At 43.4% G+C, this 24,891-nt stretch carries 24 protein-coding genes, 2 tRNA genes, 1 other RNA gene and 1 pseudogene; 10 read left to right on the top strand and 18 right to left on the bottom strand.

The window, feature by feature from the left end; translation table 11 throughout:
- Positions 1-250: 250 nt before the first annotated feature.
- Positions 251-691 carry an Hsp20/alpha crystallin family protein gene (locus GO620_RS05615; protein WP_157523510.1) on the top strand — a complete coding sequence of 147 codons (441 nt, stop codon included), beginning with the start codon at positions 251-253 and terminating at the stop codon, positions 689-691.
- Between the two features lie 170 nt (positions 692-861).
- Here GO620_RS05615 and GO620_RS05620 read toward each other — a convergent pair whose 3' ends face one another.
- Together GO620_RS05620 and GO620_RS05625 are read right to left on the bottom strand one after the other, a co-directional pair.
- A complete protein-coding gene (locus GO620_RS05620; protein ID WP_157523511.1) occupies positions 862-1,164 on the bottom strand; it encodes a GIY-YIG nuclease family protein in 303 nt (100 codons plus the stop codon).
- A gap of 58 nt (positions 1,165-1,222) precedes the next feature.
- The gene (locus tag GO620_RS05625; protein WP_157523512.1) at positions 1,223-1,714 is read right to left on the bottom strand and encodes a YajQ family cyclic di-GMP-binding protein; all 492 of its coding nucleotides are present in this window, start codon (positions 1,712-1,714) and stop codon (positions 1,223-1,225) included.
- Between the two features lie 184 nt (positions 1,715-1,898).
- On the opposite strand from GO620_RS05625, the gene ppk1 reads away from it, so the two are divergent.
- The 3 genes from ppk1 to GO620_RS05640 all read left to right on the top strand — a co-directional run bounded on the left by ppk1 (position 1,899) and on the right by GO620_RS05640 (position 5,569).
- Positions 1,899-3,950, top strand: a complete 2,052-nt coding sequence (gene ppk1, locus GO620_RS05630; protein WP_157523513.1) for a polyphosphate kinase 1 — start codon at positions 1,899-1,901, stop codon at positions 3,948-3,950.
- 4 nt (positions 3,951-3,954) lie between these two features.
- Complete coding sequence (locus tag GO620_RS05635) at positions 3,955-4,833, top strand: Ppx/GppA phosphatase family protein (RefSeq protein ID WP_157523514.1); 879 nt, start codon at positions 3,955-3,957, stop codon at positions 4,831-4,833.
- A gap of 175 nt (positions 4,834-5,008) precedes the next feature.
- On the top strand, positions 5,009-5,569 hold the full coding sequence (locus GO620_RS05640; protein WP_157523515.1) for a UbiX family flavin prenyltransferase: 561 nt from the start codon (positions 5,009-5,011) through the stop codon (positions 5,567-5,569).
- A 593-nt stretch (positions 5,570-6,162) separates the two neighbouring features.
- Here the strand turns inward: GO620_RS05640 and GO620_RS05645 are convergent.
- From GO620_RS05645 to GO620_RS05675, 7 genes are all read right to left on the bottom strand, one after another.
- The gene (locus GO620_RS05645) at positions 6,163-8,592 is read right to left on the bottom strand and encodes a S9 family peptidase (protein ID WP_157523516.1); all 2,430 of its coding nucleotides are present in this window, start codon (positions 8,590-8,592) and stop codon (positions 6,163-6,165) included.
- Between the two features lie 101 nt (positions 8,593-8,693).
- Positions 8,694-9,272 (bottom strand): TMEM175 family protein, encoded by a 579-nt coding sequence (locus GO620_RS05650; protein ID WP_157523517.1) that lies wholly within the window; start codon positions 9,270-9,272, stop codon positions 8,694-8,696.
- Positions 9,273-9,279: 7 nt separating this feature from the next.
- Complete coding sequence (locus GO620_RS05655) at positions 9,280-9,702, bottom strand: response regulator (protein ID WP_157523518.1); 423 nt, start codon at positions 9,700-9,702, stop codon at positions 9,280-9,282.
- Between the two features lie 97 nt (positions 9,703-9,799).
- The gene (locus tag GO620_RS05660; protein WP_157523519.1) at positions 9,800-10,768 is read right to left on the bottom strand and encodes a YpdA family putative bacillithiol disulfide reductase; all 969 of its coding nucleotides are present in this window, start codon (positions 10,766-10,768) and stop codon (positions 9,800-9,802) included.
- 6 nt (positions 10,769-10,774) lie between these two features.
- A complete protein-coding gene (locus tag GO620_RS05665) occupies positions 10,775-11,053 on the bottom strand; it encodes a GNAT family N-acetyltransferase (RefSeq protein WP_157523520.1) in 279 nt (92 codons plus the stop codon).
- Positions 11,054-11,139: 86 nt separating this feature from the next.
- Positions 11,140-11,239, bottom strand: an RNA gene (ffs, locus tag GO620_RS05670) — signal recognition particle sRNA small type.
- A gap of 77 nt (positions 11,240-11,316) precedes the next feature.
- Entirely contained in the window at positions 11,317-11,889 is a 573-nt protein-coding gene (locus tag GO620_RS05675; protein WP_157523521.1) for a 2'-5' RNA ligase family protein, read from the bottom strand.
- A gap of 76 nt (positions 11,890-11,965) precedes the next feature.
- Between GO620_RS05675 and dinB the strand changes: the two genes are divergently transcribed.
- Positions 11,966-13,144, top strand: a complete 1,179-nt coding sequence (gene dinB / locus GO620_RS05680) for a DNA polymerase IV (protein WP_157523522.1) — start codon at positions 11,966-11,968, stop codon at positions 13,142-13,144.
- 67 nt (positions 13,145-13,211) lie between these two features.
- Entirely contained in the window at positions 13,212-15,626 is a 2,415-nt protein-coding gene (locus GO620_RS05685; RefSeq protein WP_157523523.1) for an AsmA family protein, read from the top strand.
- A gap of 50 nt (positions 15,627-15,676) precedes the next feature.
- Here GO620_RS05685 and GO620_RS05690 read toward each other — a convergent pair whose 3' ends face one another.
- From GO620_RS05690 to GO620_RS05710, 5 genes are all read right to left on the bottom strand, one after another.
- Positions 15,677-15,850, bottom strand: coding sequence for a CsbD family protein (locus GO620_RS05690; RefSeq protein WP_157523524.1), 174 nt, complete (start codon positions 15,848-15,850; stop codon positions 15,677-15,679).
- A 128-nt stretch (positions 15,851-15,978) separates the two neighbouring features.
- Positions 15,979-16,063 (bottom strand) — tRNA-Leu (locus GO620_RS05695).
- 54 nt (positions 16,064-16,117) lie between these two features.
- A tRNA-Gly gene (locus GO620_RS05700) sits at positions 16,118-16,190 on the bottom strand.
- A gap of 150 nt (positions 16,191-16,340) precedes the next feature.
- Positions 16,341-16,703 (bottom strand): VOC family protein, encoded by a 363-nt coding sequence (locus tag GO620_RS05705; RefSeq protein WP_157523525.1) that lies wholly within the window; start codon positions 16,701-16,703, stop codon positions 16,341-16,343.
- On the bottom strand, positions 16,703-17,269 hold the full coding sequence (locus tag GO620_RS05710; RefSeq protein WP_157523526.1) for a dihydrofolate reductase family protein: 567 nt from the start codon (positions 17,267-17,269) through the stop codon (positions 16,703-16,705). Before GO620_RS05710 ends, GO620_RS05705 begins: the two co-directional genes overlap by 1 nt.
- A 131-nt stretch (positions 17,270-17,400) precedes the next feature.
- Between GO620_RS05710 and GO620_RS05715 the strand changes: the two genes are divergently transcribed.
- Both GO620_RS05715 and GO620_RS17205 read left to right on the top strand, forming a co-directional pair.
- Positions 17,401-17,604: a DUF2683 family protein gene (locus GO620_RS05715; protein WP_157523527.1), complete on the top strand. Its 204-nt coding sequence runs from the start codon at positions 17,401-17,403 to the stop codon at positions 17,602-17,604.
- Positions 17,605-17,749: 145 nt separating this feature from the next.
- Positions 17,750-17,929: pseudogene (locus tag GO620_RS17205) on the top strand (hypothetical protein); the annotation flags it as partial.
- On the opposite strand, the gene GO620_RS05725 reads toward GO620_RS17205, so the two are convergent.
- A complete protein-coding gene (locus GO620_RS05725; protein WP_157523528.1) occupies positions 17,862-18,341 on the bottom strand; it encodes a regulatory protein RecX in 480 nt (159 codons plus the stop codon). The pseudogene GO620_RS17205 and the gene GO620_RS05725 sit on opposite strands and share 68 nt — an antisense overlap.
- Positions 18,342-18,399: 58 nt before the next feature.
- Between GO620_RS05725 and GO620_RS05730 the strand changes: the two genes are divergently transcribed.
- Positions 18,400-20,862, top strand: a complete 2,463-nt coding sequence (locus GO620_RS05730; RefSeq protein WP_157523529.1) for a bifunctional UDP-N-acetylmuramoyl-tripeptide:D-alanyl-D-alanine ligase/alanine racemase — start codon at positions 18,400-18,402, stop codon at positions 20,860-20,862.
- A gap of 14 nt (positions 20,863-20,876) precedes the next feature.
- On the top strand, positions 20,877-21,473 hold the full coding sequence (locus GO620_RS05735; RefSeq protein ID WP_157523530.1) for a DUF502 domain-containing protein: 597 nt from the start codon (positions 20,877-20,879) through the stop codon (positions 21,471-21,473).
- Here GO620_RS05735 and GO620_RS05740 read toward each other — a convergent pair.
- The 3 genes from GO620_RS05740 to GO620_RS05750 form a co-directional block, all read right to left on the bottom strand.
- The gene (locus tag GO620_RS05740; protein WP_157523531.1) at positions 21,442-22,716 is read right to left on the bottom strand and encodes a TCR/Tet family MFS transporter; all 1,275 of its coding nucleotides are present in this window, start codon (positions 22,714-22,716) and stop codon (positions 21,442-21,444) included. The two genes, GO620_RS05735 and GO620_RS05740, sit on opposite strands and share 32 nt — an antisense overlap.
- 17 nt (positions 22,717-22,733) lie before the next feature.
- A complete protein-coding gene (locus GO620_RS05745; protein ID WP_157523532.1) occupies positions 22,734-24,008 on the bottom strand; it encodes a TCR/Tet family MFS transporter in 1,275 nt (424 codons plus the stop codon).
- 172 nt (positions 24,009-24,180) lie between these two features.
- Positions 24,181-24,888, bottom strand: a complete 708-nt coding sequence (locus GO620_RS05750; protein WP_157523533.1) for an LOG family protein — start codon at positions 24,886-24,888, stop codon at positions 24,181-24,183.
- Positions 24,889-24,891: the final 3 nt, after the last annotated feature.

Raw genomic sequence — 24,891 nt, forward strand, 5'->3', positions numbered from 1 at the left:
TATTAACTGATTTACAGACGCTTATAAAATTAATATGCACTCGTTATTATATCAGTACGTTGATAATTTCCACAAAAACGCTGTCAACTTATTGGCACTACACGAAAATTAAGTGACACTACAAAAGGAATAGAGACCGACATTTTGTCGTTTGTAAAATATTTTATCGGACATTTTGTCTTTAATGGAACTTTACTTTTCAATCGGCATGCGAGTTGAATAATGGTTTACAACTTTAAAACTTAAGAAAATGACACTAGTAAAATTTAACAACGGACAAAAAAATAGGGTAGCAAATCCATGGTTTAATGATGTTTTTGATTCTATCCTGAACGATACTTATTTCACCGACAAGATGGTTACTAAAACGCCAGCAGTGAACATTGCAGAAACCGATAATCATTTCCACATTGAGATGGCTGCTCCCGGCTTAAGCAAAGAAGACTTTAAGATCAGCCTTGATAAAAATGTTTTGAGCGTTTCTGTTGATAAAAAATCAGAGAATATTGAAGAGGGCAAAAAATACAGCAAGAAAGAATTTGTTTACAACTCGTTTGTAAGATCATTCACCTTGCCTGAGAGCGCAGACCAATTGAACATCGAAGCTGAGTATACAGATGGTGTGTTAAAATTGGCTGTAGCTAAAAAAGAAGAAGCGAAATTCCAGACCAGAGAAATAGCTGTAAAATAATACCCCTCCCAACCCTCCCCGAAGGAGAGGGCTTAAGAAAGATTGTTTTCATAACAGTGTTGGTTTAGTTTAATTGAAAACGGCCTCGGATTTCCGGGGCCGTTTTTGTTATAACAAAGTATCATACCAAATTGTCATGCCGAACTTGTTTCGGCACCCCATAACGGTACTCAAAATTGAATTTCGAGTTCTTCTTTTAAATCTTTCATGGTAGGATTTTTTGTCCTGATTAGGTTCTCTTTCCATTTATGATGCCAATTTTTCAATTGCTTTTCGCGATCAATGGCATCAGTTATTCTTTCAAAATATTCAAAATAAACTAAATCAAATAGCTTGTAATATTTTACAAAAGCTGACCCTTGTCGATTAGTATGCTGCCAGACTCTGGTTCTGAGATCATTTGTGACGCCTATATAAAGTGTGGTTCTATATTGGTTTGACATGATGTATATATAGCCGGAGTTTAAATCCATGTGTAGAGAATGTGGGGTGCCGAAACAAGTTCGGCATGACCTTTTTAATTGATAGCCCCTAATTCCTCATGTTAATATACTGTAGCGGCTGGCCAAAATCTTCGGTGCGGCAAAGGCTGATCACCGCTTGCAGATCATCTATCTTTTTGGCAGTGACACGCACCTGGTCGTCCATTATGGAAGCCTGAACCTTTAAGCCGCTGTCTTTGATTTTCTTAACCACTTTTTTAGCGGCTTCTTTATCTAAGCCCTCTTTAATTTTAATTGCCTTGCGGATCATATTGCCAGATGCCGACTGTTCGTCGCCAAAATCTAAAGCTTTTGGGTCAAGGCCCTGTTTCATCATACGGCTGATGATCGAATCTTCGATGGCCTTCAGGCGCATGTCGTTCTCAGTAATAATCGTTAGCTCATTGCTTTTTTTGTCGAGGTCAACGGTACTCTTAGAGTCGTTAAAATCGTAACGATTCAATATCTCTTTTTTCGCGTTGTTGATCGCGTTGTCGAGCGTCTGCCCGTCTATTTTGCTTACTATATCAAATGATGGCATGGTATGATGTTTAAAACAAATGTAGCTTTTTGATGCGAGTAATATATACATTGCGCGTAGCACAAAAGCCCGTGCGTAAAAGCTGCTGTTAACTTAACATCAGCCGTAAAACATTTAGTTTAATATTATATTAACAATTAAATGGGCAGCTTTGCGTACCGCGCTTTATCGCTGCTATCTATTTATGCCGACCGACAAACATATACCCTTAATAAACAGAGAGATAAGCTGGTTATATTTCAACGACCGTGTTTTACAGGAAGCGGCAGACCCGACTGTACCGTTGCTTGATAGAGTACGATTCCTGGCCATATTTTCATCAAACCTGGACGAGTTTTACCGTGTACGTGTCGCGACATTAAGCCGCCTGGCCAATCTAAACGAAAAAGCCAAAGCTTTACTTGGTTACAATCCCAAAAAGGTATTATCGCAGATAAAAAGCATCGTTATTAAACAGGAGCGTAAGTTTAATAACCTGTATGAAAACATTATCATTAAGCAATTAGCGGCAGAGAAGATATTTATCCTTAGCGATACACAACTTAACGTAACACGTGGTGCATTCGTAAAAGAGTACTTCAGGAGCAAGCTGCTTACCACGCTGGTACCGGTAATGCTCGATGAAAGCTCGGCCATCCCCGAGCTGAATGACCGTTCTGTGTATTTCTTTGTAAAGCTTACGCTCAAAAAAAGGATCAGGTATGCGCTAATAGAGTTCCCGGCAAATTTGCCCCGCTTTCTGGTGTTGCCTAAAACCAATGACCTGAATTTCATCATCCTGCTTGATGATATTATTCGTTACAGCCTTGAGGACATTTTTTTCATTTTCGAATATGATTCTATTGAGGCATACTCCATTCAGCTAACCCGCGATGCCGAACTTGATCTTGATAAAGAAGTAAGCGAAAAGTTTATAGATGCCTTAACGAAAAGCCTGCAGAAACGTAGAAAGGGCAAGCCTATGCGTTTGCTATACGATGCAGATATGCCTGCAGACATGGTGAACAATTTGGTACTGAAATTAAACGCCAGGCCGGAGAACCTTATCCCGGGTAGCCGCTATCACAATTTTAAGGATTTTATAAAGTTCCCAAACGTTAATAAGCCCGAGTTAGAATATTCTCGCTATACACCGTTGCCGGCAAAGGGACTGTCTTTCGGCAAAAGTATCCTTAACCAGATCATGCTGAACGATTATCTGGTAAGCACGCCATACCAGTCGTTCGATTATACCATTCACTTTTTGCGCGAGGCGGCTATTGACCCTAAAGTACGCGAGATAAATATCAGTGTGTACCGCCTTGCAGAGAACTCTAGTGTAGTGCACGCACTCATCAACGCAGCTAAGAATGGAAAAAAGGTAGTTTGTTTGGTTGAATTACGCGCGCGGTTCGACGAGGAAAATAACATCTACTGGAGCAACCGGTTAGAGGAAGAAGGTGTAAACGTTATCTACGGCATACCAAACTACAAGGTGCACGCTAAGGCTTGTTTGGTAAGCCGTATGGAGAAAGGTAAGCTCGCTTATTACGCATGTTTGTCTACCGGCAATTTCAACGAAAAAACCGCCTCTATCTATGCCGATCACACTTTATTTACAGCAAACAAAAAAATTACAGACGATCTGATCTGCGTTTTTCGCGATCTGCAGAAAGGGCAACTGCCCAAAGGATTGAAGAGTTTAATCGTGTCTCCTTACGATTCGCGTCCTGCGGTTTACAAGCTGATAGATAACGAGATAAAGATTGCAAAGGCCGGCAAAAAAGCCTACATGATTCTGAAGATGAACAGTCTGTCTGACGAGGACCTGGTAGCAAAACTTTATTCAGCAAGTAACGCGGGTGTAAAGATAGACCTGATAGTCCGCGGCATGTGTTGTCTGGTGCCGGGTGTGAAGGGCTACAGCGAAAATATTAACGTCATCAGTATCGTAGATAAATATCTTGAACATGCTCGCGCATTGATCTTCGGTAATGGTGGTAAGGAGCTGGTTTATCTTACCTCTGCGGATCTGATGACCCGCAACATTGACAACAGGGTAGAGGTTGGCTTCCCGATATATGACGAGAAATTAAAGCAGGTTGTTAAAGACATCATTAAAATACAACTGGCCGATAATACCAAGGCGCGCATACTTAGCGGCGACGGTGCTAACAAATACAAAAAGACAAAAGATGAAGAGCCACACCGCTCGCAAATAGAGATATACAATTATTTAAAAGAAAAAAATACCTGATAAATTGAGATACGCAGCTATAGATATAGGATCAAACGCGGTGAGGATGCTCATTGCCGACATTAATAAACATAATTCCCCTGTATCGTTCAAAAAGAATACCCTTATACGTGTGCCGCTTAGACTTGGAGACGACGCATTTCTTAACCAGTTTATATCTGAGAAAAAGGCCGACGATCTGGTGAAAACCATGGCCGCGTTCAAAAACCTGATAGACGTTTACAAGGTGACCGAATATATGGCTTGTGCTACCTCGGCTATGCGAGAAGCCTCGAACGGACAGGAAATAGTGGCGCGTGTGAAGCAGGAAGCGGGTATCGACCTGGAGATAGTGCATGGCGAGCGCGAGGCCAATATCATTTACGCCAGCCATATCGAAATGAACCTTGATAATACAAAAAGCTACATGTACGTGGATGTTGGCGGTGGCAGTACAGAGCTTTCTATTTTTACCGCAGGTAAGTTGGTAGCGTCGCAGTCATTCAATATTGGTACCATTAGGATGCTGGATAACCAGGATAAAGAAGAAACCTGGGACCAGATGAAGGATTTTATTTTTGCCAATGCGCGCAAATTAAAGAACGTTTCGGCGATCGGTTCTGGTGGCAACATCAATAAATTGTTCAAATTATCGGGCGAAAAAGAGGGTTCTGCCTTAACTCTAACGAAACTGCGCGACCTGTATAACAACTTAAATTCATATTCGCTTAAAGACCGCATTAGCATTGTAGGCTTGAATCCCGATAGGGCCGATGTGATCATACCGGCATGCGAAATATATCTTACTGTGATGAAATGGGCCGATATACGCAATATTTATGTACCGAGTGTAGGTATGGTCGATGGTATAATCCAGACATTAATTGAAAAAAACGAGGAATAATTATGTTAAATTATTTTAAAAAAATTGTTTATAAATTAAAAAAGTATTACTATGTTTGTTATGCCCTCCAAGGGCATGTTTTTCATAGGTAGATGTAGGGTCGGGTACAGTGTAACCGACCCTTTTTTATGCTCCTATTTCTGTAACATTACAGCGCGAATAGTGTTAGAAAGCCATGAAGAAAATTGTTGTTGCCATAACCGGGGCAAGCGGATCTGTGTATGCAAAGGTTTTGCTGGATAAACTTGTTCAGCTGAAGGCGCAGATGGATGCCGTTGCGGTGGTGATGAGCGACAATGCCAAAGACATTTGGAAGTTTGAGTTACAGAACGATCACTACAACAATTATCCTTTCGATTTTTATGGCAAGCACGATTTTATGGCGCCGTTCGCCTCCGGCTCTGCCAGGTTTGATTCTATGATAGTAGCGCCATGCTCAATGGGGACTTTAGGCCGAATAGCCGCAGGTATATCTGACGACCTGATCACCCGCGCGGCGGATGTGATCCTAAAAGAACGACGCAAATTGATACTGGTTACACGCGATACTCCGCTTAGCCTGGTACACATACGCAACATGGAAACCGTTACTCTTGCCGGCGGAATCATTTGTCCCGCGGTACCATCATTCTACAGCCTGCCGCAAACCATCGAAGACGTGGCACTAACTGTTATCAACAGAGTTATAGATCTTGCAGGGTTGGATAATGAGAGTTACAGGTGGAGCGAGGGGTAAGCGCATTCAAACTAAAAGGAGCAGTTGATCGCATAAAGGCGCTTTAATTTTCTTCTATGTTCTTTTGTCTTAGCAACAAAAGAACCAAAAGTGCCAAGTCAGCGCAAGGCTTCTTCGCCGCACATGGCCTTATCCTGCAAGCCAAACAAAACCACGGGCTGGGATATTTTCGCCGGATTAACTTGCAAAGCATGTAAGATGTTGTGCGAAAATCTCCAATGCCCTTCCCAACGCTCAAGTCCACCATTGTTTTGTCTGCCTTCACCCGAAGCTGCGCGCTGACGTTTGAACTTTTTACACTAAAAAGCGGTGGCCCCGGCAGAAAAGGCGGGCCGGCGTTAGCGTGAATGTCGTTTTAGCTTTTTAGGGCTGTAACCGAAAAAGCGTCAAAAAACGACAGAGCGGGTTGAACCGTTTTTCTGCCTTGATTTTTTGGTTACTTTTTCATCAAAGGAAAAAGTAATAAGCCTTAGCGGCGATTGAGCGTTTAAGAAAGAAAGTCTGAGAGTAAACTAAAATACTCAGCATAATAATTAGGTGGCATGACCATTCGTAATAATACAAGAAGAGCCACATTTCGTGGCTCTTTATCATTAATTACTTGCGGTTTCAATCGGTTTGGCATTCTTCACATAAGTGTTAAGCCACTCATTGGTCTCCCAGATCTTATGTAAGAGGTTTTCTTTGCCGCGGTAGCCATGCGCCTCGTACGGAAGGTAAACAAAGCGTACAGTGCCTCCAAGACCTTTTAACGCGGCAAACAAACGCTCGCTGTTGATAGGGAAGGTGCCCGGGTTGTCGTCGGCTTCGCCGTGGATAAGCAGGATCGGCGTCTTGATCTTATCGGCAAAACTAAACGGACTCATATCGTAATAAAGCTTCGGGTCTTCCCAATAAGTACGTTCTTCGTTCTGGAATCCAAATGGAGTAAGTGTGCGGTTATAAGCACCACTCTCAGCGATACCTGCTTTAAACAAGTTGGTATGCGCCAAAAGGTTCGCCGTCATAAAGGAACCGTAGCTATGCCCGCCAACGGCAACACGGTTTCTGTCACCAACGCCCATTTCTGCCAATTTATTGATGGCAGCTTCGGCATTTAGACTCAGCTGCTCTACAAAGGTATCATTTGGCTTTTTACCTTCTTTGGCAACAATAGGCATTTCGGCATTATCTAAAATGGCATATCCCTGGGTAACGTAAAACACCGGGCTGCCGCCGCCAATAACTGTAAATTTCGATTGTGAACCACGTACCTGTGCAGCATCAGAGGCCGAGTTAAACTCCCGCGGGTAAGCCCATATTAATACAGGGAGCGGGCCATCCTTGTCCTTATTGTAACCTTTTGGTAAATACAGGTCGCCGGTGAGGTCAACACCATCGGCACGTTTGTATTTGATCTTTTGTTTGCTCACGCCAACCAACTGCGGATACGGGTTTTGAAAATCTGTGATCTTGCGGTCAGCCATTCTCAACACCAGGTTTTTTATGTAGTAGTTTGGCACATCTGTTTGCGACTCACGGCGGGTTAACAACACAAGCTTGGCCGGGTCTAACACATCAACTACGGTTTCGTAATAGCCTTCCTGACAGCGCCATACAATTTCTTCTTTAGCGTTGCTTAGATCAAACTTAGCTAAAAAAGGCAGGTCGCCATTTTTAGAAGCGCCTGTGCGGTTATTCATCAGCAATTTAGTGCCGTTGTCAGAAACATAAATTACGTCGCGGCCAAATTTATTTTTAACAGTAACCGGGTCGCCGGGATCGCCGTACTGATCGTTATTGTTACGTTCGTACAGTTTCTCGAGTTTGTTTGCAGTGGTGCTATATCTGTCAACCTTTTCCAGTTGTTTAGAACGCAAGCCTTCGGTAACTAAAGCCAAATCGGCGTTGCCCCATTGGGTGTTACGGTAGCGGTATTGCGTTTTAAATAACTCAATCGGCTGGCCGCTGAATGGCGCGCTTAAGGCATATACTGCGTCATGATAATCCATCTTCTTACGGATGCGGCCGCTGTCTAATGGATGCGCCCACGTAATGGTTGCGGGCTCATCATCTCGCCAATCAAATGCGCGGTCGACGTTTTGTGTGTTATCGTACCCAGATGGCGTACCCTCGCTCGATGGCAGCTCTGCCAAAACCTTTACCGTATTACCTTTTAGGTCGGTGATTTTAACTGTAGATGGGAAACCATTAGCCGTAACCAAGTAAGAAAAAGGTTTTCTTAAGGTCCGGGTCATCATGTATTTCTTATCGGGCGACAGTGTGATCGTTGTATTAATGGCAGGTTTCCCAACAGCGGTTTCAATACCATTGTGGTTTTCTACCAGTTGAGATGTGCCGTAAAACGCGAATAGCTGTTCATCATATGGCGTTTTAATTAAGTCCTCATACGTAGCGCTTGGTGCCTTTTTACCAAGGCTTTGCTGAACAGTCGGACCGGTAGGGACTTTTGGTTCCGGCGGGGCCATAGTAACCGGCTGTACAGCCACGCGGTAAAGCAGACTGCTGTTGTCTGCCCAAACCAGGTTGGGGTTCAGCACAGTATTCAGTTGTTTCTTGTTGATCTTTACCGCTCTTTTAGTTGCAACGTCTATCACGTACAGGTCAACCGCTTTGGCTCCTGTTTGCGTAAACGCAATTTTATTTTCGGCAGGGTTCCAGCGAACGTTGCCGGCAAACAGGGGAGAAGGTAAGCCGGTAACCGGGTAACTCTGCCCTGTTCTTATATTTTTTAGCGTAAAGTTATTTATGAATGTTTGGCGGCTTAATGAAAAGTTTGCCGGGTTTATGCGCAACCCTGCAATACGCAACTCGGGGCGTGCCAGTTCTTCGACAGAAGGATAAGAGTTACGCTCTGAAAGTAGTATCCATTCGCCTTTTGAATCGGCGCTTACAGCAGGTATTGGTTTTGCCAACAGCATATCTGCCATATCTTTTGGCGGTAATTTGTACGTAACAGCGTTTTGAGCAAAGGCGCCAAAAGATGGCAAGGCCAATAGAGTAAACAGGTAAAGTTTTTTCATGATGCAAAGTTTGTGGTGAGAATTGAAAGGTAGTAATAAACAGACAGCCTTGCCCGTATCAGGATGTAAAATTTTAGATGCAATCTAAGTTGAGTATGTCCTTATCGCTCTGATACCCTGCGTTCTATGCGGTTGTCTGGAATGAACCAGATCATTGCGACAATGATATAACAAGCCATTCCTATTATTGGCCATTGGAAAGCGGCGACAATGCCTGTTATGTAGATTACGATAGAGGCTTTACCTTTCCAGTCTTTACCAATCGCATCGGCCAACGGAGAGTTTGCATGGCTGTCCGCAACCAGGAACAAGGCGAGGATGGAATACGCAATGGCATTTGCTAAAAGCGCGAAACCGTAAAAGATGACAGGCCATTTAGCAAAGTGGTTTTCGCCCATCCACGCTGTTACAAAAGGTATGAGTGACAAAAAGAAGAGTAACGAGAGGTTTGCCCACAGCACCCGGCCATTTATTTTCTCCACCAGATAAAGCATGTGGTGGTGATTGTTCCAGTAAATGCCGACATATATAAAACTGAGCAAGTAGCTTAGAAAAACCGGGACGGACTCCTCGAGCGCTTTTATATCGGCACTGTGCGGGACCTTAAGCTCCAGTACCATAATGGTGATGATTATGGCGATAACACCATCGCTGAAAGCTTCTAAACGTCCCTTTTTCATGGCCTTGTCAGATGTTATTCAAAACGGCTTTTTGTAGTTTGTCTACCTCGATAGGCTTGTTCAAGAAGCCGGTAAAATAGCTCGCGTACGCCGCCTGGTCGCTGGCTGTTACGTCGGCAGTAAGCGCGAAAATGGGGGTGGTGCTGTTAGGGTTTGCAGTGCTGCGTATTTGTTTGGTAGCTTCAAATCCGTTCATTTCGGGCATGTGAATATCCATTAAAATTAGGTCGTATCTTTTTTGGGATGCCATCCTTACTGCTTCCAAACCATTTTCAACGTGGTCTGCTGTAATGCCCCATTTGCTTAACAACCTTGTGGCAACCAACGCGTTTACCATGTTATCCTCGGCCAGTAATACGCAACGGCTGGCAGCAGGCTGCTCACTTTTTGAAGTTTCTGCAGCTGGCAGACCGGAAGATAGTTCAGACATTAGGGTATCAATAGTTTGACCGGCAAAAAAACGCGAACGCTTATCGCGGGCGAATATGTCAGCAAGTTAAAATTATTATCCTATTAAAGAAAAGATTTTAGGATAAGGTATTTTTTCGCACAATGTCATCAAGGATTATATCGGCGTGTATACGTGAATTTTCTATGAACCAAAGGTGGGTATCCATCCCGCCGCAAACTACCCCTGCAAGATATAGGCCATCAACATTGGTCTCCATAGTATCCTTATTGTACGTAGGAATAAACCTTTCGTCTTCAGATAATTGAATGCCAATTTGTTGCAGGAAATCAAAATTTGGCTTGTAACCCGTCATAGCCATTACAAAATCGTTAGCAATGGTGATCTTGCCGTCGGGCGTTTGTATATCTGCTTCGGTTTCGCGGATTGCTTTCAACTCCGAATTAAAATAGGCTTTAATACTGCCTTCTTTAATGCGGTTGATGATATCAGGCCTTACCCAATATTTAACGCGGTTGCTTACTTCGCTGCCGCGGATCACTAAGGTTACTTCTGCACCCTTACGATAAGTTTCAAGCGCCACATCGATGGCCGAATTACTCGAGCCCACCACAATGACTTTTTGAAGGGTGTAATAATGCGGATCCAAATAATAGTGCTTTACTTTTGGCAGGTTCTCTCCCGGTATATCAAGGTTTACAGATATATCATAAAAGCCGGTCGCAACTATGACGTATTTAGCCTTATAGGCAGATTTACATGTGGTTACGGTAAACACATCTTCTGCTTTTTGTATGTCAGTAACCTCTTCGAAAAGGTTAAGCGGCAATTGGTTGGATAGCGCCACACGGCGGTAATATTCCAGCGCGTCGGCACGATTGGGCTTTACATGCGTAGTTACAAAAGGTACGTTACCGATTTCCAGCTTCTCTGAAGTAGAAAAGAAGGTCATGGTAGAAGGGTAATTGTACAGGGAATTTACCAGTGTGCCCTTCTCAAATATTAGAGATGATAAGCCTGCCTTTTGAGCTGCCAAACCGCAAGCTAATCCTATGGGGCCACCGCCTATGATGATAATGTCGTACATGGATGTTTAGGCCTGTTCCAGAACGTCTTTAAATTCCTTATCAAAGACCTGCTTGGCAAAACTGCATAATGGCCTTATCTTTAATTTATTGTCCCTTGCAAAGATAACTGCAGCTTCAACTAACTGGTAGCCTATGCTGCGTCCCTGCATACTTGGATCAACCTCTGTATGGATAATGTCCAGCACATCGCCGTACATTTTATATTCAAGCAAGGCAAGGCGGCTGCCATTGTCTCCAATAAAAAACGAACCTGTTTTGCCTGATTGGGAATGCTGAATTTTCATACTCCTATAATTTATTGGAGCGCCTTTTTGTTTATAGCACTTGTGTAAAAAGGCGTGCCTGCGGAATGAAACAATAAGGCACAAAAAATGGGTAAGCTACTTTTATCGCACCGCTACAACCCTCTACCCTTGCTGCGTTCCCACCCTGGGGGAGTTCAAGAGGAGCTGGTCGTAAAAGACTTACCCACCGCAAATATAGCAAAAAGGTATAAAATTGCGCATTTATAGTAAATACGCACGGTTACATGCTGACTTGCAGTCAATTAAATTGCGTGCAACATCTGCTCATCTTTGGTTTTTAGGAACACTTCCCGGTAGATATTCCATTTTAGGCGCTTGTCTAAAGAGTCGCGTTCTAGAATGCTGATGCAATTTATGTGAAATGTGATGCGGCATTTCATATACCTGAAACGAGGCCACAGCCTGTAAAACTGATCAACACTTATCGCTCTCGCGATGCTAATATGCGGCAGCAACTGACTTTTGGAAATGCGGAATTGTTTGCGCAGTTCTGCAAACCATTTATCACTAACAGCAGAAGGTTCAATGGCCGCATAAATGTCGAACGTATCATTTTTATGGATAAAGAAATTAAAGTTATTCAGCTGTAGTTTCACGGCGGGCATCTGCCGAAGTCGTATGTTCAAATTATCAATAGCCTGTTCCATTATATAAGGTTTCTGCCGCTGATATATCATTACAGAGATATGAGCGGTAGACTGCCTGGATTTGTACTCGCCTATTAAAGAGTAGGCAAATCCTTTAAGGTTGCTTATTTCAAAACACAGCAGCTCATCTGGTCTTAAAAGTACATTGTAGTCCCTGCATCCGGTCATGACGGTAATAGATAGATGCGCAAAATTGCTAATTATATTAGCAATTTAAATTTAATTTTTCCACATTTGTTATGTAATGGCTAAGCGGTATATCGTTCATATCGACCTTGATTCGTTCTTCGTTTCTGTTGAGCGAAAGTTTAATCCGGCGCTTATTGGTAAGCCTGTTCTGATTGGTGGCTCTGCAGACAGGGGCGTGGTTTCGTCATGCAGTTACGAAACGCGAAAGTTTGGTGTGCATTCTGCTATGCCTATGAAACAGGCCTTAAAACTTTGCCCGGATGCGATAGTCGTCAGGGGGACACATGGCCGCTACGGCGAAGCTTCGCGCGAGGTAACAGAGATCATCCACGATTCAGTCCCTTTGTATCAAAAAACTTCTGTGGATGAGTTTTATATAGACCTAACCGGAATGGACCGCTTTTACGATTGTTACCAAATGGCAACCAACTTACGGCAACGTATCATCAAGGAAACGGGCCTGCCAATCTCTTTCGGTATGGCATCTACCAAAACCGTTGCTAAAATGGCCACCAACCAGGCAAAGCCAAACGGGCAATTATACATTCCGCATGGTAAGGAGATGGCTTTTATGGCGCCCCTACCAGTACGTAAAATCCCGATGCTGGGCGAAAAGACCTGCGAAAAATTATACACTTACGGCATAGAGAAAATAGGAGACCTGCAACACGTGGATCTGCGCTTTCTGCAGACCCTATTTGGCAGTGCCGGCCAATATATCTGGGAAAAGGCTAGGGGCATAGACAGCAGCGAGATCATACCTCATTCCGAAAGGAAATCTATTTCTACTGAACATACCTTTGATGCCGACACAGCAGATGAGCGTACGCTGCAAACCATTTTAGTTTCTATGACAGAAGAGTTGGCCTATAAGCTGCGTAAAGAAAATAAGATAGCAGGCTGTATGGCAGTCAAAATCCGTTATAGCAACTTTGAAACGCACACCATACAGGAGAAGATCCCGCTTAACGCGGCCGAACACATCCTTATCCCCGGTATTAAAAACCTATTGCAAAAAACCTGGAACCGTAACAGAAAGGTGCGGCTGATTGGTGTGCGGTTAAGCCAGCTGGCGCGCGGCAACTACCAGATCAACCTGTTTGATGATAATGAGGAACAACTAAAGCTATACCAGGCCATGGACACCATCAATTTTAAATACGGTGATAAAACCGTTTGCCGGGCCGCCGGAATGGAAGTTGGCACGCGGAATTTTAACCCTTTTCATGGTTAGCATATTGCGTTAAAACATCTCCCACAAACAAAAACTACGTATATGGGCTTATACACTAAATTTTTATATGCCTAAGTGGTTAAAAACTTCGCTTAAAATATTGGGCCTGCTGATCGTTCTGCTGTTGGTAGTGCTTATTAGCTTAACGTTATATGTAAATACACATAAAGCCAAAGTATTGGCGCTGATCAACACCGAGTTAAAGAAAAATGTAGACGGGCAGATAGTTATAGGTGATATGAGTTCTTCGTTTTTTACCAGCTTTCCGGGATACTCGCTTATATTAAAGAACGTGCTTATCCGCGACAAACGCTTTGCCGAGCATAAGCACACGTTGCTCAATGCCAAAACATTAGACGTTTCTGTAAATACCGCGGCTCTCCTGCACGGCACTTTAAGTGTCAGCCACATTGATATCAGCGATGCCGACATTGATCTGTTTACAGACAGCACAGGTTACAGCAATGCATCGGTATTTAAAAAGAGTGATAAAAAGAAAGCCGATGACAAAAACGGCAGTAGCGCGTCTGCCGAGCTGGGTAAATTCAATTTGTCGAACGTAAACCTCTCTATAGACAACCGCAAAGCAAAAAAGCTGTTTAAGTTTGACGTGCATAAACTAAACGGCGAAATGAATTTCCCTGATTCAGGCTGGAACGGCAAGATCCACTTGGACGTAATGTCGCGCAGCTTGGGCTTCAATATGCAAAAAGGCGCGTTTTTAAAAGATAAAGCCATAGAAGCTGATATGACTGCCGGCTACAATGAAAAAAGTGGTAAGATAAACGTCGCATCAGATAACCTGAGCATTAGCGGCGATGTATTTAAATTGCGTGCATTGTTTTCGCCGGATGGATCATCGCGCAAATTTTCTTTCCATTTAGTTTCTGATGGCATAGCCTGGAAAAGCGCCTCATCGATAGTCGCGGCTAACATCAGCAAAACGCTTTACAAGTTTGGGTTTGAAAAACCAATACCCCTGGACGCGCGCATTTCAGGTAGCTTTGGTGGCGGCGACCCTTTGTTATACATTACATCGGTAATCCAAAACAACAAACTTATTATTCCGGGAGCAGAAATTACCAACTGCAATTTTAACGTGCTGTTTACCAATCAAGTAGATAAGGCCAAGCCTTTGGGCGACCCAAACTCAGTTATCAAACTCACTAAGTTTACAGGCACTTATAAAAATCTGCCGATCCGTATCGACACCGGTAGTATCATCAACCTGGAAACGCCTATAGCAACGGGCAATTTTGTATCGAAATTTTCGCTTACCAATTTGAATGATATAACAGGTAGAGTAGTGCGCTTTACAAGTGGTTCTGCTGCATTGAACTTGCGTTATAAAGCCGACATTATAAACCTGCGTTTGAACAAGCCTGTTGTGGCGGGTGATATAGCGTTTAAAAATGCAGATATGGTTTACGTGCCTGAAAACCTGCATCTGAAGAACACATCTCTGGCTATGCATTTTATTAAGAATGACCTGGTGCTTAATAATATTCGCCTGCAAAGCGGAAGAAGTATAGTGCTGATGAACGGCCATGTCAACAACTTTTTAAACTTGTATTACAACGCGCCCGAAAAGATCATTGTGGATTGGCAGATCAATAGTCCGCAAATGTACCTGGCAGAGTTTATGGGTTTCTTAAGCGGGCATAAAAAAGCCTCTGTTAAAGCAGCATCGCGGGGTAACAGTGGAAACGTGATTGACCAGTTAAGTAACGTTGTTGATAGGGCACAAGCAGATATGCACATGCATGTGGCTAATGTGCATTACAAAAAGTTTTTGGCTAAAGATATGAATGCGGAGCTGTTAATGTCTGAGGACGGCATCATCATTAAATCTATTAATCTAAAACATGCCGACGGATCGCTGCTGATAAAAGGTAACCTTATTAAAAGCGATGTTTCAAACAGGTTTGCCATTAATACCGTTGTTAACAATGTGGATGTTCGCGAATTTTTTGAATCGTTTGACAATTTTGGTCTGCAATCGCCGACGTATCAAAACCTTAAAGGCCATCTTTCTGCCAGCACTAACATTAACGGCGTAATGAAAAGCGATGGCAGCATTGTAAAAAATTCAATAAACGGAAAGGTGGGCATCAGCCTGGTTAATGGCGCACTGATAGACTTCGGCGTTTTAAAATCGGTAGGGAAGTACGCGTTCCCATTCAGGCGGATGGGTTATATCACTATTCCAAGATTAGATGCTGTGTTTGATATTAAAGGCAGCGATATCGTGATTAACCCTATTAAGCTAAGTTCGAGCGCCATTAACGCCGACATAGCCGGCACTTACGATATGAAGGGTAAGAATACAGACATCAAATTTGATGTGCCATTACGTAACCCTAAAAACGATTCGACGATTACTGATAACGCCGAAAGATTGAAGAAACGTTATAAAGGAATTGTGCTTCACCTGGCTGCGAGGAATAATGAAACCGGCGGCATAAAGGTTGGGTTTCAATAACATTTAACCAAAAAAGAAAGCCCCGTTCCGGGGCTTTCTTTTTTGACACTTTAGTCTTCTTTGAGTGCGTCTTTGATTCCACCTACGGCGTTTTGCACTTTGCCTGCAGCTTTATCGGTCTTACCTTCAGCTTCCAGCTTTGCATCACCGGTTATTTTGCCGGCTGCTTCTTTCACGGCACCTTTCGCTTGCTCAAGTATGCCGTCTGTTCTGTCCTTATCCATATTTTCTCCTTGGTTAAAAATTGATTGTTTAATTATTAAAGGAACGGGGGATAGAAATGTTTTGGAAAGAAAATGTTTAACCGATGTTCGACCGACAAAAAAAGCCGCTTCGTCGAAAGCGGCTTTTGTACTCAGAGCGGGAATCGAACCCGCACTCCTTTAACGGGAACAGGATTTTAAGTCCTGCGTGTCTACCAGTTCCACCATCTGAGCAGGTGAGTAACCTTTTAAAAACAAATCCCTTCTCGAGGTGGGAAGGGATCTTAGAGCGAAAGACGAGATTCGAACTCGCGACCCCGACCTTGGCAAGGTCGTGCTCTACCAACTGAGCTACTTTCGCATTTGTTAAACGTTTGCCGTGACAACCGTTTTGCGTTTTGGTGGTGCAAATATAGACAGAATTGAATATTCTGCAAACGTTTGATTTAAAAAAATATCAAAACGCAGTTAAGTGCCTGTTTTTCACAAATAAAAGTTGACATAGACCATATTACGCAAATTGCCCGAAGTGCCACAATATGCCACTAGGGTCATGCAAAAAACATTCGCGGCCCCAATAATCTGTTTTAATAGGCGTAAGCCGTGCACCTTTGTATTTAGCCGGCAGGTTTAGGCTTACTAAATAATCCCATTGCGCGTCTACATCAGTTACCTCCAAAAAGATCATGGTGTTATCTACCCAGTCTTTGACGTAATATTTCTGAAGATAGAAACCGAAGTCGCCGGTTTTGAACAGCGACATATCAGCAGATATAATTACCTCTTCAAAACCCAGATCGCGGTAAAAGCTTCGCGAAATTTCAAAGTCTTTGGCGCCTATAAACGGGCGAATAGATTTGACAAGATCTTTCATCAGCTTTTTAATTTGCCCACATATTTATACGTGTTTAACAATACGCCTGTAGGAGTGGTTTTAGTGCTCACAAATTCTAATTCTTGCGCGTAAGCATCGTCTGTGAACAGACGTTTGCCCTTACCTAACAATACCGGCGACACTACCAAAACCAGTTCATCTATCAAGCCTTCGCCTAGTAAAAGCGTTGTTAATGATGCACTGCCGGGAATGACCAGGTCGGGACCATATGTGTTTTTTAAGTTTTTAATGGCATTAATGATATCTGTGCCAAGACTTTCTGCAGGTCCCCATTCTAATCCTTTCGGTCTATGCGTAGCCACATATTTTGTGGCGTTATTCATTCCCGCAGCGATAGGGCTTTGCGCCGTAGGCCAAAAGCTGCCGAGGGCATCATATGTGCGTCGACCAACCAACAAGTCAAAGTTTTGACCCTGCGCCTCCATCAGCATAGCCATCCCCGCCGGCGTACGGTAAGGTACTGTCCAGGCGCCATAAACGTATTCATTGTCATGTTCTATCACGCCGTCCAAAGAAATGTGCTCAATGATCTTGATCTTTCTCATAATGTGGTTTTTAAATGTTTACACAAATAACGGGCGATTAATTACCCGATACAAGGTACGAATACGACAAATGACGGGGGAGAATGAGCATTAATAATTAGAGATTTAGCTATTTTTAATTAAATTTGAGTATGGAAACACTAATCATGCATCCTAAAAATAAAGAACAAGTAGCTGCCCTCAAAGCTGTGGCTAAAGCTTTAAAAATTAGTGTGGAAACGCAAAGCAGCGGATACGATACGGAATTTGTAGCTGCAATTAAGGACGCTGAAAAACGAGGCAACTACATCTCAATAGATGCAAATGATGTATGGGGAAGTTTGCACTTAAGATAGAAGAACTTGCTCAACAGCATTTGCGCAAACATTTTAGATCTGACGACAAAGCCAGCATTAAAAAGATTGAGAAAATTTTTTAGAACTCACGGAACATCCTTACACCGGAACCGGCCAACCCGAAGCTTTAAAATATGAACTTGCCGGATTTTGGTCAAGGCGGATAAATCTTAAGGACCGCCTCATTTATAAGGTGGCAGAATCAACTGTTACAGTTTATGTGATTTCGGCATGGGTCACTATTCTAACCGATAAATTTACCTACTCTGTAAAACTTGCCTCACTAAATCACTCTCAAAGCCTCGACTCTGCGCATACTGTATAAGTTTGTAATTTAGCTTGTAACCTTCTTTTTCATTAATCGATCGCTTTTTCTTTTCGAGCAGGTTTCGCAGGATCTTTTCATATTCGTCGAGATCTATCGACAGCAAGGCTTTTTTTATGAGCGGCTCTGATACACGCTTTAGCTTAAGACCTTGCTTTATCTTGATGCGCCCCCAATGCTTTATATGCAACTTGCCGTGCACGTAAGCTTTAGCAAAGCGCTCTTCGTTCAAAAAATTGCCATCTATAAGTTTGCTGATGGTTTGTTCGATCACGTTTGGATAGGCACCCCACTCGTATAATTTGTCGCGCACTTCCTGCTGCGAACGTTCCTGATAAGCGCAATAATGTTCTGCTTTTTTAAGCGCCTCAGCGTCGCTGTATATCTTTTTCCGCGGTTTTGACTCTTCCATCAAAACTAAAATAACGTAAAATTTCTTGTATCAGAATAAATATGCCAGATTAGTACCTATGCCCCATAATACCTATTCGATAGCCGAAATTAAGCAGATACTCAACGCAGAGGGCAATGTTATAACAGACACTTACATAAGCGTTTTACTGACCGACAGCCGCCGCGCGGTGAACACGCATGAAGCTTTGTTTTTTGCCCTTAGGAGCCGTCGCGATGGCCACGAGTTTATTGATGAAGCCTATAAACTTGGCGTGCGCAACTTCATAGTAAAACAATTACCGCGACAAGTTTTCGAGAACGCTAATTTTCTGATCGTGCCCGACGTGTTAAAGGCCTTGCAGCAATTGGCGATCAATCACCGTGACAAGTTTGATCTGGAGGTGATTGGCATTACAGGCAGCAACGGCAAAACTATAGTCAAAGAATGGCTTTTCCAGCTACTATCACCTGATAAGAATATCGTTCGCAGCCCGCGTAGTTACAATTCGCAAATTGGCGTGCCTTTATCCGTATGGCAAATTGCTAATGAAAACACCCTGGGCATTTTTGAAGCGGGTGTATCAACGTCGGGAGAGATGGCGGTTTTAGAAGAGATCATCAAGCCGCGGATCGGTGTATTGACGCATCTGGGCTCGGCGCATAATGAAGGGTTTGCAAGCTATGATGACAAGGTGAAAGAGAAGTTGAAGCTATTTCAGCATGTTCAACTGCTCATCTACCAGTACGATGCCCTCGTCACCTTTCAGGATGAAATTACTGCACCACGCAAATTCACCTGGAGCCGTGAATTTTCACAGTCGGACTTGTATGTTTTCAGCGAAACCATAATATCTAAAAACTATTACTTGCGTGCGCGCTACCGGGGTAAAGAAATTGAATGCCTTATTCCTTTTCTTGATGATGCCTCGGTAGAAAATGCCATAACCTGCTGGGCAACCATGCTTGCTTTGGGTTACAGCGCTGTAGAATGCGACAAACGCCTGGAACATCTTACAGCCGTAAGTATGCGGCTTGAGCTTAAAATGGGTATCAACGATTGTACGATAATTGACGATTCATATAACTCTGATTTACAGTCCCTTGAGATCGCCCTTAACTTTCTAAGTCAACAAAACCAGCACAAAAATAAAACGGTTATACTATCGGATATTTACCAATCGGGCTTACAGGTCGACGAACTTTACAAACAGGTTGCATCACTGATCGGCACAAAAAACATCAACCGCTTTATTGGTGTTGGTGAAGCTTTAACCGAGCATCAGCGTTATTTCAATATTTCGAAAAAGTTTTTTTACACCGATACACAATCGTTCATAAAGCAGCTGGGCAAACTTGATCTGCGGGACGAAACAATATTGATTAAGGGGTCCAGGATATTTGGTTTCGAGCGCATTAGCAAGGCGCTGACCCAAAAGGCGCACGAAACGCTGATGGAGATTAATCTGAATGCTATGGTTGATAATCTTAATTTTTATAGATCAAAATTATATCCACGCGTTAAAGTGATGGCCATGGTTAAGGCGTTTTCTTATGGCAGCGGCACGTTTGAGATTGCTAATGTGCTTCAGTATGCAAAGGTGGATTATCTGGCAGTAGCCTATATCGATGAGGGGGTTTCGCTTCGCGAGAGCGGCATTAACCTGCCGATAATGGTGCTCAACCCCGAGGCTGCGGCTTTTGATAAAATGGTAGAACATAACCTTGAGCCCGAAATATACAGTTTCAACCAGCTGGATGAATTCGTAAAGTTTGCCTTCCGCAATAAGATCACTGCATATCCTATCCACCTGAAGATAGACACCGGCATGCACCGCCTCGGGTTTGACGTTCTGGAGGTAGATGAACTTTGTGACTTTTTGGAACAGGTGGATTGTGTAAAAGTAAAATCGGTATTCTCACACCTGGTAGCCAGCGACGCGCCTCAGCACGATGCTTTTACACTGCAGCAAATGAAACGGTACGAGAAGGCTTACCTTAAACTGGAGCGCGCGTTAGACTATAAGTTCATCAGGCATATTTCCAATACCTCGGCAATTATACGCTGGCCCATGGCGCAGTACGATATGGTGCGGTTGGGCATCGGTCTGTATGGTATTGACGCATCAATACCTGATCATATGAATGGACTGCAACCTGTTGCTACGCTTAAAACCAACATTTCTCAGATAAAACGGATAACTGCAGGCGAGACTGTGGGATATAACCGCATGGGCAAATTGGCAGCCGACGGAAAAATAGCAACAGTACGCATTGGTTATGCCGACGGCTATCTGCGGGCTTTCGGTAACGGCATAGGCAAAATGCTGGTGAAAGGCAATCTTGTGCCTACGGTAGGCAACATTGCAATGGATATGTGCATGATAGATGTAAGCAATATTGATGCGAACGAGGGCGACGAGGTGATCGTTTTTAACCACGAGCACCGCATTGAAGACATGGCGCAAGAGATCGGTACCATCCCATACGAAATACTAACAAATATTTCGCAGCGTGTAAAAAGAGTGTACTTTTATGAGTAGAATTTGCAGTACACATGAATAGGGTTGCCCGCGCATTGATCAGATATTTTCTTAAAGGGTTGATTGTGGTGGTGCCGCTAGGGGCCGCCATCTTTCTGGTATATTGGGCCATAGCCGGCTTGGACAGAACTTTAAACCTTAGCGATATCCTGCTAATCAACCCGAAAACTGGTAAGCCAATCTATATACCGGGTTTAGGTATTTTAAGTGTACTGATCGTAATTCTTTTCGCAGGGATTCTACTAACTTACATTGTTACAGACCCGATAAAGCAATGGTTTGCCCGCTGGCTAAACCGCTTGCCGCTTTTAAAATTTCTATACTCTTCTATTAAAGATCTGACAGAAGCCTTTGTTGGCGAAGAAAAGAAATTTAATGAGCCTGTTCTGGTCGAGGTAAATGAATTTGGTTTAAAGAAAATTGGCTTCCTCACCCAAAAAGATCTGAGCGCGTTGGGTTTGCCAGGACAGGTTGCCGTTTATTTCCCGTGGTCTTATTCATTTGCAGGGCAGGTAGTCATTATATCTGCTGATAAAGTGACACCGATAAATAAAAGCGCCGCCGAAATGATGAAATTCGTTATATCAGGGGGGGTATCTGGTCTGGAGTAACTTTCGGAGCGTTTAGCCTGCGCTGGTTTCTAAAGTTTCCTATCGAAATAAAAGTTGCTATTAGCATCAATAGTGACCCTAAAAAAAAGGGAGCGCCCGGAAAATGTACGGGCGCGTTATTCATTGTGAAATGATGGAATACCGCGGTCATTAATAATGGTCCAACCACAGTTGTAACGCTCGACAAACTGGTCAGCGCGCCTTGTAACTCTCCTTGCTCATTCGCCGCTACTTTTTCAGTAATTAAGCCCTGCAAAGCTGGGCCTGATATGCCGCCCAAACAATACGGGATCATAAACACATACATCATCCATCCATAACCCGCAAAAGCGATCAACGCAAGCCCGATAGCGTAAAATAAAAGCCCCGATACGATGGTTTTCTCCAAACCAAATTTTGGTATGATCAAACGTATCAATCCTGCTTGGATGGAAACTAACAAAACCCCAATGAAAATACCCAGGCTGCTTATGCTGGGTAATGTCCAGTCGAACTTGGCAATAACGAAGAATGCCAGCACACTTTCAACTGCTTTTTGCGCTACATAAACCAACGCGAAAGCACCGATAAGGCCTGTGATAACTGGGTACCTAATCAGTTTTATTAATGAACTTATGGGATTAGCACTCTTCCAGCTAAAGGCCCGGCGGTTGCGTTTACTTAATGATTCGGGCAATACAAAGTAACCATAGGCCGCGTTTAAAAAGGCGAGGCCACCAGCAACCATAAATGGAATTCTTATCCCTAATGCACCAAGATATCCGCCCAAACCTATCCCCAGGATGAAGCCAAGACCGGATGCAGCGCCAACCAACCCGAAATTTGCCGCGCGGTTATCACCGGTGCTTACATCTGCGATGTATGCCGTTGCTGTTGTTGTGCTTGCTCCTGCAATACCGGCAATGGTCCGCCCAACAAACAACCACGCCAGCGAGGGCGCGAAAGCCATTAGCAGGTAGTCTAAACCAAATCCAAACAGTGAGCCAAGTAGGATAGGCCTTCGGCCATACCTGTCGCTGAGGTTGCCTAAAACAGGCGAAAACAGAAACTGCATCAGCGCGTAAGTAAAGGTGAGATAGCCGCTATAAAGCCCAGCCGTACTAATGTCTGTGTGGCCTAATTGTTCTAACAGTTTGGGCAGGATAGGGATGATGATCCCTAAACCCAGTACATCGATAAATATGGTTACAAAGATGAAACCTAAAGCCGCGGTAGGGCGCTTCTTTACAACAATATCAGCCATTGAAATGCTATAACAAATTAATGGGGCTGTATTGTTTGCTCGGCTGCTTCCATTTCCGGTTCGCTCATCACATTTTTTTCTCTCGCACGGTTAAAGCTGCGGATAGCAAACAGCGTGCTTAATACCATCAGGATAGCGCCCATCAAAAATGGTGCACCCGGAAATGTAACCGGCGCGTTTTTGCTCGTGAAATAAGCAAACAGGTTGGTCATCAATATCGGGCCAACAATAGAGGTTGCGCTCATTAAACTTGTAAGTCCGCCTTGCAGTTCGCCTTGTTCATTCGGCGGTATTTGAGTACTTATAAGGCCTTGCAGCGCAGGGCCTGCGATACCACCTAAACAGTACGGGATAAGAAAGGCGAACATCATCCAGCTTTGATTGGCAAAGGCAAATAACGAAAGCGCAAGTGTATACAACGCAAAGCCTATGACGATACTCTTCTTCTGCCCAAACTTAGGAATGGTAAAGCGTATCAAAACACCCTGTACCAAACCGGATAATACTCCTACTACGCCAAGAGAATAACCGACCGTAGATTCGTTCCAACCGAAACGTGACATGGTAAAATATGACCAGGTACTTTGAACCGCGTGAGCAGCGATGTAGATAAGTGTTAATGAGCCAACTAAGCCGGCAATTGCGGGGTAACGCCTTAGTTGTTTAAGTGAGCCGATAGGGTTTGCGCGTTTCCATTCAAACTTCCTCCGGTTTTCTATGGCTAATGATTCAGGCAGGATAAAGAACCCGTATGCGGCGTTCAGTAACGCCAAACCTGCTGCAGTAAGAAACGGAAGGCGAACATCGATGTGTCCCAGAATACCGCCAAGCACCGGCCCGATGATAAAACCTAAACCAAAAGCGGCGCCTATTAAACCAAAGTTTTGAGCTCGCTTTTCTGGCGTGCTGATATCTGCAATGTAAGCAGCGGCTGTGGTAAAGCTGGCACCGGTGATACCCGCAATGATTCTACCTATAAAGAGTAACCAAATGTTTGGCGCGAAAGCTAAAAAGGTATAATCAATTGCAAATCCCAAAAGCGAACCAAGCAATATCGGCCTGCGACCATACTTATCACTCAAATTACCTAATACAGGTGCGAACAGGAATTGCATTACTGAATAGGCAAATAACAACCACCCGCCCCACTGCGCAGCCTGGCTTAAATTGCCGTGTATCAGCTTCTCTATTAGTTTAGGAAAAACCGGAATAATGATACCAAAACCCGTAATATCAATAAGTAAAGTTACGAAGATAAACCCAAGGGCGGGGCTGCGTTTGGAGTTGTCCATGCAACGAAACTAATTAAATTTTTGAACCCATCTTAATTTCACAACATTAATTTCGTGTTAACGAAAATATTGTTGATTTTGCGAAATACATTATGAGCCAATACGTTATACAAATTACATTTGGCTTTACAGTCCTGATATTTGAGCATAAAAAAGCCCCGGAGGGGGCTTTTTAAAAGTTTGGTTTTAGAAGATATTTCTGATAGAACCTGAAGATATGTTCAACAGCTTCTTCGGCCGTGTCAACTACCCGGTAAAGGTTCAAATCATCGGGGCTGATATTATGTTCAGCGTTCAGCATTTTTTCTTCCACCCATTCAAATAACCCTTTCCAATAATCTACGCCAATAAACACGATAGGGAAGCGGGCAATTTTACCGGTTTGTATTAGTGTAATTGCTTCGAAAGATTCATCAAGCGTTCCGAAACCACCCGGTAACACAATAAACCCTTGAGAATACTTCATGAACATTACCTTACGCACAAAGAAATAATCGAACTCCAGTAATTTATCGCGGTCGATGTATTTATTGTGAAATTGCTCAAATGGCAATTCGATGTTCAGACCTACAGATTTACCGCCGGCTTCGTAAGCACCTTTATTAGCTGCTTCCATAATGCCCGGTCCACCGCCTGATATTACGCCATAGCCACGTTCTGCCAGTAAACGTGCGGTTTCTACCGCCATCTCGTAATACTTGTTCTCATTTTTTGTGCGCGCCGAACCGAATATCGACACACATGGGCCTATCTTGGCCAATTTCTCAAATCCGTCAACAAACTCGGCCATGATCTTAAAGATCTGCCAGGAGTCAGTAACTTTTATTTCGTGCCAGTCGTGGTTAGCGAAGGCCTTGGTTAGTTTTTCATCACCAGTCATAAT

It is taken from the genome of Mucilaginibacter ginkgonis (assembly GCF_009754905.2).
GTDB lineage: Bacteria > Bacteroidota > Bacteroidia > Sphingobacteriales > Sphingobacteriaceae > Mucilaginibacter > Mucilaginibacter ginkgonis.